Consider the following 15,463-nt stretch of genomic DNA (forward strand, 5'->3'; position numbering starts at 1 on the left):
AAAATGCCCTTAAGCTGACTCCCGCACCATTAATTGTCCCGATAGCGTAATCTTCTGCATCTGTAACTCCGGTTCCTTCAGCTTACGAATCATCAACGACGCCGCCTGACGTCCGGTCTCTTCGCTGGCGGATGATACGTAGGTAAACGACGGTGAAGTCAGATTCACATGCAGCATATCTTCAAAGCCAATCAGCGCCACCTGCTGGGTGAGGAACACGTCTTTCCCGACGGTGCGGCCTACCTGATGAATGCCGGTAATGCTGCCTATCATCGCGTCCGGCGAGTGGCAGAGCAGGGCGGTGATGGTGTTGTTTTTCTCCAGCAGTTGCCGGGTGGCGATGCTTGCCGCGTGGGTGTCGTCGCTGCAGGCAGGGGTAGATTCATCGCGCCAGACGAGGCCGTACTGGCTGAGTGCGCTGTGAAAGCCCAGCAGACGCTGCTGGCGAATAACGTCATTCTCTCGCCCGCCGATGTAGGCGATGCTGCGATGCCCGCGCTCAATCAGATAACGGGTCGCAAGGCTTGCGGCCTGGCGGTTATCGCGCATCACCAGATGGCAGTTCTCCTCCATCAGCGATTGCGATATCACGACCAGCGGCAGCGGACAGTGGCGTATTTTTTCCGGCAGGTGGGTGGTAGTGGCATCGGAAGCCAGATAAATCACGCCCGCCACGCCCTGCTGTTTGAACGACAGCAGGCAGCGCTCGAGATGTTCATCTTCGTTTAGCGGTTGGCCGAGAAACACCATGTAGCCCTGCTTCTCCAGCTCCTGAACCACGCTCGCCATCACCTTGATAGAAAAGCTGTCGCTGAAATCGCGCAGGATAAGGCCAATCAGATTGGAAGTATTGGCGCGCAGGTTGGCGGCCGCCACGTTATGCACGTAGCCGAGTGTGTTTATCGCCGCGTGCACTTTTTCGATAGTGGCGTCTGAAATCTTCCCTTTCTGGCGAAGCACCAGAGAGACCGTGGAAACCGAAACGCCCGCCTGCTTCGCCACATCAATAATGCTGACTTTCTTCAAATCTGCTCCCTGAAAACGTCCCACTATCAGTCAGATAATTAACGTCTCCTACCGTAGCAGGAGACGTTAAGCCTATTCTGACTATTTACCGATCATTGTCGACATGGTTTGTGCGATAAATTGTGCACGCGCACCAAATATCACCTGAATTCCCTTGTCACCGACAAAGACGACGCCGCGTGCGCCAACGGCGTTCAGCCCGTCTTTATCGACCATATCTCCCTTCGCCACCTCAAGACGCAGGCGGGTAATGCAGGAGCCAACGGAGTCGATATTCTTCGCACCGCCCAGCAGGCCAATAATTTCCGTGGCGATTTCGGTGTCGGTTTTCCCTTCGGCGGTGGTGGTCACGTCGGTACGGCCCGGCGTTTTCACGTCGAAGCGGCGGATCACATAGCGGAAGGTGAAGTAGTAAATAAGCGCCATCGGGATCCCGATGATCACCGCGCTAAGGAAATTGGTCTGATAGCCGTTGAACGACGGCAGGATCCCGAACGACAGGTAATCGATGAACCCGGCAGAGAACGACTTGGCGATATGCGCATGCAGCAGGTACATGGTCATGTACGCCAGGCCGGCCATGATGGCGTTAAAGACGTAGAGGATCGGGGCCACGAAGATGAAGGTAAACTCCACCGGCTCGGTTATCCCGGTTAAAAAGCAGGTCAGCGCCGCGGAGAACAGAATACCGGCGGCAATCTTTTTGTTTTTGCTGTGGGCTTCGTGATACATCGCCAGACACGCCGCCGGAAGGGCGAACAGCATCAGCGGGAATTCACCCTGCATAAACTTACCGGCATTCTGGTAGGTATCGCTGCTGAAGGATTTCACGCCTTCTTCCAGCATTTTGAACCAGATAGTCTGATCGCCGTGGATAACCTGGCCCGCCTGAGTGGTATAGTCACCGAAGGAGTACCAGAACGACGGATACCAGATATGATGCAGGCCGAGCGGGATAAGCGCACGCTCCACCAGGCCGAAAATAAAGGTGGAAGCCGCCTGGTTATCCCCGTTGACCACGACAGAAAGCGCATCGATACCGGCCTGAATATGCTGCCAGACATAAGGCAACAGCAGGCCCATGATGAACGACAGCATAGCCGTGGCAATAGCGACAAAACGTTTACCGGAGAAGAAACCGAGGAACTCCGGCAGCTGCATGGCATGGAAGCGGTTATAGCACCACGCGGCGAGGATCCCGCAGATAAGCCCACCAAACACGCCCATCTGCAAGGTTGGAATGCCCACCACCATGGCGTATTTTCCGCCCTGAGAGGCCATCTCCGGCGTTATCCCGAGCACGGTGCTGATGGTGATATTGGTGACGAACACCGATACTGCTGCCGAAAGCGCCGCGATACCGGATTCCGACGCCAGACCCACCGCCGAACCGATGGCGAACAGCATCGGCAGGTTGTCGAAGATGACCCCGCCGGCGTTCATCATCAGCGGCAGATGGAACTTGTCGCCGAACGCCAGCAGCAGACCCGCCGCCGGCAGCAGTGAGATTGGCAGCATCAGCGCGCGACCAATCATCGATAATTTTGACAATGATTTAACAAAACCTGAGAACAGACTCATACTGATTCCCCCGAGTGGAGACCCCGATATGCGCTAAATACGCATTGTTGTTGTAAGTAGAACGTTCTAGTAGAACGTTCTACTTATCGTGAAATAAAGCGATTTTGGCCGCAACTAAAATTTCACATTCAGGGCAGATGAGTTTGTGATTCTTTGAGGTTGATCGAGAATTAACCGTTATGGCTGTAGGGATAACCCTCTCCAGGCGGAGAGGGTTGGGGGAAATCAGGCGACGATGGTGATGCTGTGGCCGTTAAAGGTCACCGTCTGACCGGCAACGATTTTGCAGCGTTTGCGGGTTTCTACCGCACCGTCAACGCTTACCAGACCGTCAGCGATGAAGATTTTTGCCTGTGCGCCGCTTTCGCTCCAGCCTTCCAGCTTCAGCAAATCGCATAGCTCTACGTGCGGGTGTTTACCCAGTGAAAAAGTGGCCATCTTATGCCTTCTCCGTGTCGTGATACTCTTCGCATGCCTGCAGGGTGTTCTGAATCAGGGTGGCAACGGTCATCGGACCCACGCCGCCCGGAACCGGGGTGATGTAAGAAGCGCGGGCGGCAGCGTCGTCGAAAATGACGTCGCCAACCACTTTGCCGCTGTCGAGGCGGTTAATCCCGACATCGACCACGATAGCGCCTTCTTTGATCCACTCGCCCGGAATAAAGCCCGGTTTACCGACGGCCACGACCAGCAGGTCAGCGTTCTCTACGTGGTGGCGCAGATTTTTGGTGAAGCGGTGGGTGACGGTGGTGGTGCAACCGGCGAGCAGCAGCTCCATGCTCATCGGGCGACCGACGATGTTAGAGGCGCCAATGATGACTGCGTTCAGACCGTAGGTGTCGATGTTGTAGCGCTCAAGCAGCGTCACGATACCGCGCGGCGTGCACGGACGCAGACGCGGAGCGCGCTGGCACAGACGACCAACGTTGTACGGATGGAAGCCGTCAACGTCTTTATCCGGCGCGATACGCTCCAGCACCTTCACGTTGTCGATACCCGCAGGCAGTGGGAGCTGAACCAGAATTCCGTCGATGGTGCTGTCGTGGTTCAGGGTGTCGATAAGTTCCAGCAGTTCCGCTTCGGACGTGGTTTCCGGCAGATCGTAAGAGCGGGAGACGAAACCGACCTCTTCACACGCTTTGCGCTTGCTGCCGACATAAATTTGCGACGCAGGGTTGCTGCCGACCAGCACAACGGCCAGTCCTGGGGCGCGCTTTCCGGCCGCTACGCGGGCCTTCACTTTTTCCGCAACCTCAGAGCGCACCTGCTGCGCAATCGTTTTACCGTCAATAATCTTTGCTGCCATCAGAGAGAAGATTCCGTCTGTCATTCAAGAAAAGGGGGATGTACATATTTTGTCAGAAGCCGGGGCTGCTGTCAGTCTCCGTTTGCGTTTTTATCCTTTCTGTCCTCTCCTGGCCCCGCCTGGCTTTGCCTGTAGCGCCTTAACCATTCAGCAGCGAGGCGCTGGTGATTCTGTTTCCACATCCGTGGTGAGGCTTTTCTTATTCTTCTTTAAGACGTGACTTAACCAAAACAAAGTCTTTATACGTATTTTGTATTAGCGCATTGCGTTAATTTAAACGCTGTGCCAGGGGCATTATTCCAGTTCGGCCAAATACAATAATTAATATTATTTTTTATTGCTATTGGTGTGACCTGACGCGAATAAAAAATATCTCTGCGGGATGCCGGGGTTATTACTTCCTGACATGCGAATGTCATCGGTAAATCACACGGAGCGTACAGGATGCACGCGACGGATGTGCGTTTTTCAATTCAAGGAATAAACATGAAATTAAAGACTATTGCTGCTTCTCTGGTGGCAACTTTAGGCCTGGTCGCAACAGCGGCAAATGCGGATGCAGTTTCTGTAAACGGCGGCACCGTTCATTTCAAAGGTGAGCTGGTGAACGCAGCTTGTGCGGTAAGCACTGCATCTTCTAACCAGACTGTTGAACTGGGCCAGTACCGCACCGCGACCTTCACCAAAACCGGTGATACTTCTGCCAAGATCCCGTTCAGCATCGTGCTGAATGACTGTGATCCGACCGTTGCAGCCACTGCCGCTGTTGCCTTTACCGGCCAGATCGATGCCCAGGACAAAACCCTGCTGGCGATCGCTTCCGGTGATAACGGTTCTACCGCAGGCGGCGTAGGTATCGAGATCCTCGACAGCGCTTCAGGCACCCTGACACCGAACGGTTCCGTATTCTCTGCCGCGCAGAACCTGATCCAGGGTACCAACACCCTGCACTTCAGCGCGCGTTATAAAGCAACCGCCGACACCACCGCACCGGGTCAGGCAAATGCTGACGCCACGTTTGTCATGAAATACGAATAAGGCCTACACGTACTCAGGATGAGCCAGGCCTCAGGGAGGAGGCGCGTTAAAAGCCAGCGCCGGGGACCAGGAATGATACGGAAGTTTTGTTGGATAGGGGTGTTTTGCCTCGTAGCCATCCCTGCCAGCGCGCACCGCGTGGTGGTGGATGGCGGCAGCGTGCATATGCGGGGACAGCTGGTGAATGGTGCCTGCGCGGTCTCGCCGGAAAGCGAGAATATGCGTATCGACATGGGCCAGTATCGTACCAATTCATTTTCCGGTGTCGGCAATTTTTCGACGGTGACGGTGCCTTTCAGTATCCGGCTGGTGGATTGTCATACCGATGTTTCGCGGCTGGTCGGCGTTGCCTTTCAGGGGTTGACGCCCGCAGAAGATCCGCAGGTATTTGTTGCCTCAACCCGCGTAGGCGGTGCGCAGAGCGACAGCGGGCTTGGCCTGGGATTATTTGATCAACGTCAGCAGCTCATTGAACCGAATGCGCCACCGCTGAACTATGAGCCCATCAACAGCAGTGAAATGACGCTGCACTTCAGCGCGCGTTATCGGGTTATTTCATTGCCGCTTATTCCCGGGAATATTCATTCGGATGTCTGGTTTACGCTGGTATATCCCTGAAGCGATTGCATTCGCGAACAGAAATAAATAAAGGTATTGCAGTCATGAACAAGATGTTCAAATCTGGTATCGCTTTCACTTTTTTACTGTTAATGATGTCGCTGCCTGCAAAGGCGGCTGGTGGTATTGCGCTGGGCGCTACCCGCGTTATTTATCCTGCCGATGCAAAACAAACTTCGTTATCCATCACCAACAGTAACACTCAGGAACGCTATTTAATCAACGCCTGGATTGAAAACAACAACGGTCAGAAAGAGAAAACCTTTGTTGTAACACCGCCGCTGTTTGTCAGTGAGCCCAACAGCGAAAACACGCTGCGCATTATTTACGCCGGACAGGCGCTGCCGGCCGATCGCGAATCGTTGTTCTGGATGAACGTGAAGGCCATTCCGTCGGTTAACAAAGACAGCGCAAACGGTAAGAACGTGCTGCAGCTGGCCATTTTGTCGCGCATTAAGCTGTTTGTGCGCCCGGCAAATTTACCCTCCCAGCCCGAAGCCGCACTCGATCAGCTGAAGTTTGCCCGTAGCGGCAGCCAGCTCACCGTGACCAACCCGTCGCCGTATTACATTACGCTCGTGAATATCCAGATGGCGGGTAAAAAGCTCGAGAACCTGATGGTGGCGCCGAAAAGCAGCGGTCAGGTGGCGATCCCTGGCGGTGCGGGTGGCAAGCTGAGCTGGCAGAGCGTGAATGATTACGGGGCGATCACCCCTGCCCGTAACGTGAATTTATAACGACGGCGCTGGCTCATGATGACACGTGCACTCTCACCTCACCGACCGCGTCTTAGCGTGATGACGCTGGCGCTTGCCGGCGCATTCTGGTCACAACACAGCTGGGCTGAAAACTATTTCAACCCGGCATTTTTGTCGGATGATGCTGCGAGCGTGGCGGATTTGTCGCGTTTTGAAAAAGGCAATCAGCAGCCGGCGGGCGTTTATCGTGTGGATATCTGGCGTAACGATGAGTTCATCGGCACCCAGGATATGGCATTTGAGCCTGCTGAACATACCGCCCCGGCGGCGGGAGGGCTTTCTCCCTGTGTGAACCCGGCGCTGATTAAGCGTTTGGGTATCAACAGCACCGCGTTTCCGGCATTGGCGAAGTATCAGGACGGTAGCTGCATTCCGCTGACCACGGCTATTCCGGGGGCGGAAATCGCCTTCGATTTTGCCTCGCAGAAGCTTGCTTTCAGTATTCCACAGGTGGCAATGCAGAACAGCGCTCGTGGCTATATTCCTCCCGATGAGTGGGATGAGGGGATCCCGGCAGCGCTGCTTAACTACAGCTTCAGCGGTAACCGGGGCACCGACGACGACAGCTATTTTCTGAGCCTGCAAAGTGGTCTGAACTATGGCCCGTGGCGTCTGCGTAACAGCGGTACCTGGAACTACTCCAACAGCAACGGCCAGCACCAGAACAACTGGAACAACGTCGCCACCTGGGTGCAGCGCGCCATTATTCCGCTGAAAAGCGAGCTGGTGCTCGGCGACAGCAATACCGGCAGCGATGTGTTCGACAGCGTAGGTTTCCGCGGGGCACGAATGTACTCCTCGGACAGCATGTACCCCGACAGCATGCAGGGCTTTGCGCCGACGGTGCGCGGGATTGCGCGGACACCGGCTAAGGTGGTTATCCGCCAGAACGGCTTTGTGATTTACCAGAGCTACGTGCAGAGCGGCGCTTTTGCGATAAGTGACCTGAACCCGACCTCATCCAGCGGTGACCTTGAAGTGACCGTCGAAGAGAAAGATGGCAGCCAGCAGCGCTATACGGTGCCGTACTCAACGGTGCCGTTGCTGCAGCGTGAAGGGCGATTCAAATACGATCTGGTCGCCGGGGACTATCGCTCCGGTAACGATCAGCAGGACAAGCCCTTTTTCGCGCAAGGTACGGTGATTGCCGGTCTGAACGACGGTTATACCCTGTACGGCGGTTCACAGCTCTCCGAAAACTACGCTGCCGTGGCGATTGGTGCCGGGAAAAACCTCGGTGACTGGGGGGCGATATCACTCGATCTGACCCACGCGCGCAGCACGCTGGTGGATGACAGTACCCACGAAGGGCAGTCGCTGCGCTTCCTGTATGCGAAATCACTGAACCGTTATGGCACCAACTTCCAGCTGCTCGGCTACCGCTATTCCACGGAAGGGTTCTTCACCCTCGACGACACCACGTGGAAAACGATGAGCGGCTACCAGTATGACGATAAGAATAAAGACAAGGACGGCGTGCCGGACGTTATCAGTTATCACAACCTGACGATGAACAAACGCGGGCGTTTTCAGGTCAACATCTCGCAGTCGCTCGGTGACTATGGCTCCGTGTACGTTTCCGGCAGCCAGCAGAGCTACTGGGGAACCAGCGATACCAACACCTGGTATCAGCTGGGCTATTCCGGCGGCTGGCAGGGCATCAGCTACTCGCTCGCCTGGTCGTGGAACCAGTCGGTGGGGATCCCGGGAACCGACCGCATTGCCACCTTCAACCTGTCTATTCCGTTCAGCTTGTTCAGCGGCCACGGCTACCGCCGCGATACCGCATTCGACCGTGCCTATGCCACGGTATCTGCCAACCGCAACAGCAATGGGCAGAACAGCTGGCAGAGCGGCGTCAGCGGGACGCTGCTGGAAGGGCGTAACCTGAGCTACAGCGTGACGCAGGGGCACTCCAGTTCGAACGGTTACACCGGCAGCGCCAGCGCTAACTGGCAGGCCACCTACGGCACGTTGGGCATGGGCTACAACTACGACCGCGACCAGCATGACCTTAACTGGCAGCTTTCGGGCGGGGTGCTTGGCCACGCCGACGGGGTGACGTTCAGCCAGCCGCTGGGCGATACCAACGTGCTGATCAAAGCGCCGGGCGCCTCTGGCGTCAGCGTTGAAAACCAGACCGGGGTAAAAACCGACTGGCGCGGATACGCAGTAATGCCGTATGCCACGGTATATCGCTACAACCGCGTGGCGCTCGATACCAACTCGATGAGTAACAACACCGATATCGAAAACAACGTCAGCAACGTCGTACCGACGGAAGGGGCGGTAGTGCGCGCCGCGTTTGATACCCGCATCGGGGTTCGTGCGTTGATTACCGCGCGTCGTGGTAATCAACCGGTACCGTTTGGAGCCATCGTGCGCGAGACCAGCCGGGGGGTGACCAGCATGGTCGGCGATGACGGGCAGATTTACTTAAGTGGTTTGCCGCTTAGCGGTGAACTGTTAATTCAGTGGGGAGAAGGCGCAAACTCGCAATGCCGTGCATCGTACAGCCTGCCCGAAAAGAGCCTGCAACAGGCCATTACGCTTACGGAGGTGCGTTGTGACAGGTAATGTAATGTCGAAAAAATATGCCATTGCGGTGCTGCTGCTGGCGCTGCTGCCCACGGGGCGGGCGCTGGCAACGGTCTGTGCCAACTCTACCGGGGTCGCCAGCGATATCTATTACGACCTCACCGATAAGTTTACCAGCGCCAACAACCAGGTCGGCCAGATAGTCACGCTGAGCGAAAAATCGGGATGGGTTGGGGTGAACGCGACATGCCCGAAAGGCACCAGCGGGACCACCACCAAGCGCAGCTACGTGACCGACTTCCCTATTCAGAGCGTGGAAGGACAGTTTAAGTACCTGAAGCTCAATGATTATCTGAACGGTGCGATGCAAATCACCGATAGTTATGCCGGAGTTTTCTATCCACCAGAGAATTACATCCAGATGGGGAGCCACCCCAACGTAGCCAAGAACCAACCCTTCCCGGTAAATGATTCGAAGCTGGTGTTTCGCCTGAAGGTGACGCGGCGCTTCATCAACATGGTGGTGATCCCCCGGCAGACGATGTTCCGCGTTTATGTGACCACGACCAACGGCGATCCGTTGACGACGCCGGTCTATACCATCAGCTACAGCGGCACCATCAACGTGCCGCAGAACTGCGCGATTAACGCCGGTACGCTGGTGGAGTTTGATTTTGGCGACATCGGCGCGTCGCTGTTCAGCCAGGCCGGGGCCGGTAACCGCCCGAAAGGAGTGGCTATCCAGCAAAAAACTATTGGTATCAAATGTACCAACGTGGAGTCGCAGGCCTACCTGTCGATGCGTATCGAGGCAGAAAAAGCGAGCGGCAACGCGATGGTTTCGGATAATCCGGACCTCGGATTTATTGTCGCGGACAGCAGCGGTACCCCGCTGACGCCAAACAACATTGGCAGCAAAATCCCGTTCCGTCTTGATGACAACGCGCAGGCGCAGGTGCTTATCCGTGCCTGGCCTATCAGCGTCACCGGGAATAAGCCGAGCGAAGGGCCGTTTGTCTCAAGGGGGTATCTGCGTGTCGATTATGACTAACCGTTTTGCATGGTTTGCCGGATGTTGGTTGTTGAGCGCAGGCGTCGTGCAGGCTGAGACGCCGCTTGGGGAGATTAACATCGAACTGCGGGGCAACGTGGTGGATTTCACCTGCGTGGCAGAAGCGGGCGACAGCGACAAAACGGTGCCACTCGGCACCTGGGCGACGAAGCAGCTGCGGCCAACGGGCAGTACGACTTCGCAGGTGCCGTTTAGCCTTAAGCTGACCGGCTGCCCGCCGGGATCGGCCTCAATTACGTTCTCCGGCAAGCCAGATCCGAAAGACAGCACGCTGCTGGCCCTGAATGGCAATAGTCAGGCGAGCAATGTGGCGGTGGAGATACGCGATAAAGATCGCAGCCGACTGCCGCTGGACCAGGCAAGCCAGGAGGTTGTGGTAGACGCGCAGGGGAATGTGACGCTGCAGTTTTTTGCCAACTACATCGCGACGGCTGAAGATCCGCAGCCAGGCGTGGCTGATGCCGATGCGACATTTATGATCAATTATAATTGATAAGGTGATAATAAACTCCCGAACTATTTATCCGTCGGGAGTTTATTTTAATTACAGCAGTTCGTGAGCTTTTGCATAATCAATCAACTCAACAATGGTATGAACGCCAAGCTTGCTGAAAATATTTGATTTGTGCGCACTGATTGTTTTGTTGCTCAGTAATAGTTGTTCTGCAATCTCTTTATTTGTCAGACCATTCGCCAGATAGCGCAGTACCGTCACTTCACGGTTTGAAAGCGGCAGTTCCGGGATATCACCATAGCGTGAATGGTTGATCATGCTGAGTGAAGCTGAGGGGAAGAATGAATATCCCGCCAGCAGCATCTCCACCGCTTTATAAATATCATTGTGATCCTTTCTTTTGCTGACAAAACCATTGGCCCCGGCGCGAATGGCACGTCCGGCGTAAAATGATTCTGACTTAGACGACAGAAAAAGCACTTTGGTTTTCTTGTTTATCTCTTTGATTCTCTTGAGTAAGGCGAATCCATCTGTGCCCGGTAACTCAATGTCGAGTATCACCAGGTCAGTTGGTTTATTACGTATGTAATCAAGTACTTCACGACTATCATCCGTTTTTAATGCCACCTGGATATCTTTATTTTTGTGTAGTAATACTTCTATCGACATTCTGACGATGGGCTGTTCGTCCATAATGATTACGGAAGCCGGTTTCATTTCTCTATTCCTCAGATTGTTAGAACAGTCGTGCCGAATCCTTTACGGATCCACCGCTAGCTGGAAGGATAAAATCAAGAAATCCTGATACCGAAGTATGTCTCCATGGAAATTGCAAAAGCGTCCCTGTTTTCGTTTTTATGGCTAGTTCAAAGATTATTTTTTATTCTGATAAAGAACAGGTAATCATGCTCAATATTATTTTGTCGTATCCTGACAGGGCCGATTATACCCCGTAACTTTTCCTGGAAAAGCCTGAGAAAGGGAGAAAAAACTTTACGAATTAGGATGTTCTGATGGCAAGTGCCAATGATTTGCGTTTTGGGCAAATAGGCTAATTTTTCTTTTTGTCGTGAAGTTTATGAATTTAAAATTAAATAAAAACAACATTTATGGCTGGATGTTGTGGTGTTGTTAAAATGATTTCTGAATGTTTAGTCGCACGAAAATACGTTGCTGCGAAGCGGATCGCAGATTAAATGCCCCTGCCGCGGGCTGTTGCTTTTTTCTGTGCACAGGCACAGTAGAAGCCCTATGCCGCAGGTTCTGCTGGCTCTGGTAGCGATCTTGTTCATATTGAGCCACTTTGGTGATATTTTCCTCGACGAAACCACCTTGAATGCGAATCGATCCCAGTTCAGCCAGAGATAAATGCTGCAAACCTGAATGCAGGAAGCAAATAGTTTTGATAATTACTCTATTTTAGGAATAGTTATAAATGTGTTCTTATTGTTATCGTTTAACATATATTTAACAATAAAATAAGTAATTTCTTAAACCAGGGTAATCATTACGCAGGTAAATCCGAATGATTACCGCGCTTTACCGTCGTCAATTCGCTGAAGCAGGCGGATAAACTGCTGGCGTTTTTGCAGCTTCAACAGACTCAGGATCCGCGTCAGGCGATAAATGACACGATGGTAAGGACGTTGCTGCTGCTCGGCAATGTGGCGCAAACTGACGCCCTGTGCCATCAGGCGGATGATTTCCCACTCTGAACGGGTAAAGCGTTCGCGAGGGTTATCAAACAGTACCCGAGGGAAAGCCAGCGACTGCTGAACCATGCTCAAAGTAAAGCGTCTGTTGATAATTCGACAAAGACAGGTTGCTTCAATAAAACGCAGTATTTCTCGATCGCGGGAGTCTGCCAGTAGATCAAAAGTCAGCTCTGGTTTCTTGTGGCTCAGTGAACGCAATGTGCTCATTATCTCAAGAATCGATGACATACCGCCGTTGAGATCGACGATCACCCGCGCCGAGGTCCATTTCTGTTGTGCGTGCAGAGCATCTTCAAGACGAGTGAAAATGGTGCTGTAGGAGAGCGGAGGGGGGCTGTGGCGAATACCGTTCGCCAGATAGCTGTCGTGAGTGACGAGAATAAGCGTGCTATTGAGACTGGCAGCACGGCTTGCGACCGGCTGCGCCAGTAAATCGACGCGGTCTATCAGGGCATAGTGGGGGAGTGGCAGGCGGCAGCCACGGATATCAGTTATATTCCGACGACGTCTTTCCCTGCGTAATACCACGCGCATAAAATCCCTCTCAGCACAGCGACCCTGTTTTCCACCGCGAATAAGGTCCTGTCGGAATAAGCTGTTTGCGGACAATAAGGCGCAGACCTGCGATTCCAGTACTTCAGCCAGAGGGCGAAGCGCGATGCTTCCATCGCTAATGCCTTGAAGGATAACAGAAGCCTTACCGCGAACCAGATACTCTTACCTATCGGTCAGCCCGGAAAATGTTTCAATTTGAATCATGTTGCGGCTATCGATTTCGGTAAGCATGGTTTCATTGTTGCCAATGGTCCGGGGGAGAAACACCAGGCGTTGCTTAAATCCCGATGAGACTTTTCGCAGTTAGCCATGAGGGAAGAGGGGATTTGGTGCAAACTGTGACCAGTTGCATCCGTGCGTGTCCGCGAGGACGCGGGTATGACGGCTTTTGCGGTGAAAGCCATTGACTCAACAAGCGTTAACCGTATAATTCCAGGCGCTCCACATCGCAAGCACTCGCTTCTCAGTGCGCCCTTAGCTCAGCTGGATAGAGCAACGGCCTTCTAAGCCGTAGGTCACAGGTTCGAATCCTGTAGGGCGTACCATCAACACTTCTCTTAACGTCTTCTAAAGTCTACTAAATCCAGATATAGCAAGTATTTCCTCTAAATCCCATGCTCTCATCGTCTACTAACTTCTATTGAAATCCACACTCATGTGGGGGTACATTCGGGGGTATCGCTAGGTTCAATGAGATGAGATACCCCCAAAATGAAGTTAACCGCTCGCCAGATAAGTACTGTTAAGCCTCAGGAGAAGCCCTACAAGCTTTCTGATGGTGGCGGGCTATATCTGTTAGTCAACCCCAATGGTTCCCGGTACTGGCGTTTAAAGTACCGCTATGCAGGAAAAGAGAAGCTCCTTTCTATTGGGGTATTCCCTGATGTGACACTCGCGGAGGCCAGGGATAAGCGTAATGAGGCAAAACGCCTTCTTGCTGCTGGTGATGATCCATCTGTAGTTAAACAGGCGGAGAAAGAAGCCAGAACCCTTGCCGTAAATAACAGTTTCGAACTACTTGCACTGGAATGGCATGAGCATAAGAAAGCAAATTGGTCATCGGGATATGCTGACGACATCCTTGAATATTTGAGAAAGGATATTTTTCCTTATATTGGAAAAAAAGCTATTACTGATATTAAGCCAATGGATATGCTTTCCACTTTGAAAAAAATGGAAGAGCGCGGTGTTCTGGATAAGCTAAAGAAAACCAGACAAGCATGCCGACAGATATTTACCTATGCCGTTATTACTGGCAGAGCTGAGTTCAATCCTGTAGCAGATCTTGCTGGAGCATTAAAGCCGCCGAAGCAGCAACATTTCCCCCACCTCTTGCCGGATCAGATTGGTCCCTTCATACATGCTGTTAATGCCTATAGTGGCAGTTGGGTTACGCGAATAGCGACTCTATTGCTCATGTATACCAGCGTCAGAACAATCGAGCTTCGTGCTGCTGAGTGGCCTGAGTTCGATTTCAGGAAGGATTTATGGCAAATACCAAAGGAGCGCATGAAGATGCGGCGCCCTCATCTTGTGCCACTCTCTCGGCAGGCTAAGTCGTTACTGCTGGAACTGCAAGAAATTACTGGCAGGGGTAAGTATGTGTTCCCCGGGCGTAATGACGCTGGTAAACCAATGAGTGAAGCCAGCATTAACCAGGTAATTAAACGCATAGGTTATGCCGGTCAGGCTACCGGCCATGGGTTTAGGCATACCATGAGTACTGTGCTGCATGAGAAGGATTTCAACTCGGCGTGGATAGAAGCTCAACTGGCGCATGCTGATAGAAATACCATCCGTGGCACCTACAACCACGCACAGTACCTCGACGGGCGACGGGAAATGATGCAGTGGTATGCGGATTACCTCGATGAGCTGGCTGGAAAAGTAGTGAGCTAATCTATTTTTCTCATGTGCGAAGAAAAGTAGTTGTTCCAGTAGTGCCAGTTGTTCCATAAGTATATATAGATGGCTAATGTATTGTTTTTATTTATATATTCAAGCTATTCATGGCACAACTATGGAACAATTTTCGATGGTTTTGGAACAACTTTATAGTGAAGTAGCATTCCGAGTTTATGATGATAAAAGTGCTGGACATGTAGACAGTAGTGATCTATCGTTTACAAAGTTAGACCGTAATTGCTCTTTCACAGTTTACGGCGCTGAAAAAGCGCGATGCTCTTTTCCAAACGGACACTCGTCCTACGTCGCTGAAAAGCGAATGTTGTTTGACATTGTAGGCTGAAAAAGCCAGCCCAAAACTGTTCTTTAATAATCTGCCTCCCTCGGAATACCAAGGGAAACCCAACGAAATGCTACAGGAATCTGTAGTTAGACGCGGGTAATGAAAATGGTAAAGAGGGCAGCACATTTTTGCTTCACGAATAGTGAGCAATTGAGTGTTGTAAATGGCAAGGATCTTTAAAAAGAATAGGAAGTTCTACCGAAAGTAGAACATGCTACACCGCTTGTGTGGCTGTCTTCCAGAAGGCCTGGAAAAATATCAATTGTACCAACGGTTCTTTAAAATCTGGATTTTTTATATTCATCACAAGGATGAAAATGTGTAATGAAAGAATCCATTGACTGGGGATGCATCGTCCCTGCAACACAATTAGATAGCCTAAAATTCCTAAGATAGTTCATGGAGTTCGGATCTTTAACGCTACTAGATATAATTCCCTGGCAGAAGTAAAAACCATCAACTCCCTTGTAAAAACATCTCTATAAAATCGATAGGTGCTATCGAGTTCGTTGGTTGTCTTAATTTTTACATATCTCTTTTTTTAACAATAAACC

General features: G+C 52.3%; 13 protein-coding genes and 1 tRNA gene. 8 read left to right on the top strand and 6 right to left on the bottom strand.

Annotation, left to right across the window (positions count from 1 at the left end; all coding sequences use genetic code 11):
- Positions 1-9: 9 nt before the first annotated feature.
- The 4 genes from malI to folD all read right to left on the bottom strand — a co-directional run bounded on the left by malI (position 10) and on the right by folD (position 3,913).
- A complete protein-coding gene (gene malI / locus GYRE_RS08070) occupies positions 10-1,026 on the bottom strand; it encodes a Mal regulon transcriptional regulator MalI (RefSeq protein ID WP_038254432.1) in 1,017 nt (338 codons plus the stop codon).
- 81 nt (positions 1,027-1,107) lie between these two features.
- Positions 1,108-2,607 carry a PTS transporter subunit EIIC gene (locus GYRE_RS08075; RefSeq protein WP_038254434.1) on the bottom strand — a complete coding sequence of 500 codons (1,500 nt, stop codon included), beginning with the start codon at positions 2,605-2,607 and terminating at the stop codon, positions 1,108-1,110.
- A 225-nt stretch (positions 2,608-2,832) separates the two neighbouring features.
- Positions 2,833-3,045, bottom strand: coding sequence for a ribosome-associated protein YbcJ (gene ybcJ, locus GYRE_RS08080; RefSeq protein WP_006818894.1), 213 nt, complete (start codon positions 3,043-3,045; stop codon positions 2,833-2,835).
- A gap of 1 nt (position 3,046) precedes the next feature.
- Positions 3,047-3,913 carry a bifunctional methylenetetrahydrofolate dehydrogenase/methenyltetrahydrofolate cyclohydrolase FolD gene (folD, locus tag GYRE_RS08085; RefSeq protein WP_038254436.1) on the bottom strand — a complete coding sequence of 289 codons (867 nt, stop codon included), beginning with the start codon at positions 3,911-3,913 and terminating at the stop codon, positions 3,047-3,049.
- A gap of 486 nt (positions 3,914-4,399) precedes the next feature.
- On the opposite strand from folD, the gene fimA reads away from it, so the two are divergent.
- The 6 genes from fimA (at position 4,400) to sfmF (ending at position 10,430) form a co-directional block, all read left to right on the top strand.
- Positions 4,400-4,951 (top strand): type 1 fimbrial major subunit FimA, encoded by a 552-nt coding sequence (gene fimA, locus GYRE_RS08090; RefSeq protein WP_038254439.1) that lies wholly within the window; start codon positions 4,400-4,402, stop codon positions 4,949-4,951.
- A gap of 72 nt (positions 4,952-5,023) precedes the next feature.
- Positions 5,024-5,569, top strand: coding sequence for a type 1 fimbrial protein subunit FimI (gene fimI, locus GYRE_RS08095; RefSeq protein ID WP_006818899.1), 546 nt, complete (start codon positions 5,024-5,026; stop codon positions 5,567-5,569).
- A 44-nt stretch (positions 5,570-5,613) separates the two neighbouring features.
- Positions 5,614-6,306: a type 1 fimbria chaperone FimC gene (fimC, locus tag GYRE_RS08100; RefSeq protein WP_006818900.1), complete on the top strand. Its 693-nt coding sequence runs from the start codon at positions 5,614-5,616 to the stop codon at positions 6,304-6,306.
- Positions 6,307-6,321: 15 nt separating this feature from the next.
- Positions 6,322-8,904, top strand: a complete 2,583-nt coding sequence (locus GYRE_RS08105; protein WP_081874640.1) for a fimbrial biogenesis usher protein — start codon at positions 6,322-6,324, stop codon at positions 8,902-8,904.
- Positions 8,905-8,908: 4 nt separating this feature from the next.
- Positions 8,909-9,916 (top strand): type 1 fimbria D-mannose specific adhesin FimH, encoded by a 1,008-nt coding sequence (fimH, locus tag GYRE_RS08110; protein WP_006818902.1) that lies wholly within the window; start codon positions 8,909-8,911, stop codon positions 9,914-9,916.
- Complete coding sequence (gene sfmF, locus GYRE_RS08115; RefSeq protein ID WP_006818903.1) at positions 9,909-10,430, top strand: fimbria assembly protein; 522 nt, start codon at positions 9,909-9,911, stop codon at positions 10,428-10,430. The genes fimH and sfmF overlap by 8 nt, the downstream gene beginning before the upstream one ends.
- A gap of 51 nt (positions 10,431-10,481) precedes the next feature.
- On the opposite strand, the gene fimZ is transcribed toward sfmF, so the two are convergent.
- The gene (gene fimZ, locus GYRE_RS08120; RefSeq protein WP_006818904.1) at positions 10,482-11,108 is read right to left on the bottom strand and encodes a fimbria biosynthesis transcriptional regulator FimZ; all 627 of its coding nucleotides are present in this window, start codon (positions 11,106-11,108) and stop codon (positions 10,482-10,484) included.
- Positions 11,109-11,920: 812 nt separating this feature from the next.
- Positions 11,921-12,640, bottom strand: a complete 720-nt coding sequence (locus GYRE_RS08125) for a helix-turn-helix domain-containing protein (RefSeq protein WP_006818906.1) — start codon at positions 12,638-12,640, stop codon at positions 11,921-11,923.
- Between the two features lie 489 nt (positions 12,641-13,129).
- Between GYRE_RS08125 and GYRE_RS08130 the strand changes: the two genes are divergently transcribed.
- Together GYRE_RS08130 and GYRE_RS08135 are read left to right on the top strand one after the other, a co-directional pair.
- Positions 13,130-13,206 (top strand) — tRNA-Arg (locus GYRE_RS08130).
- 166 nt (positions 13,207-13,372) lie between these two features.
- Entirely contained in the window at positions 13,373-14,560 is a 1,188-nt protein-coding gene (locus tag GYRE_RS08135; RefSeq protein WP_038254441.1) for a tyrosine-type recombinase/integrase, read from the top strand.
- Positions 14,561-15,463: the final 903 nt, after the last annotated feature.

Source organism: Yokenella regensburgei ATCC 49455 (genome assembly GCF_000735455.1).
Classification (GTDB): Bacteria; Pseudomonadota; Gammaproteobacteria; order Enterobacterales; family Enterobacteriaceae; genus Yokenella; species Yokenella regensburgei.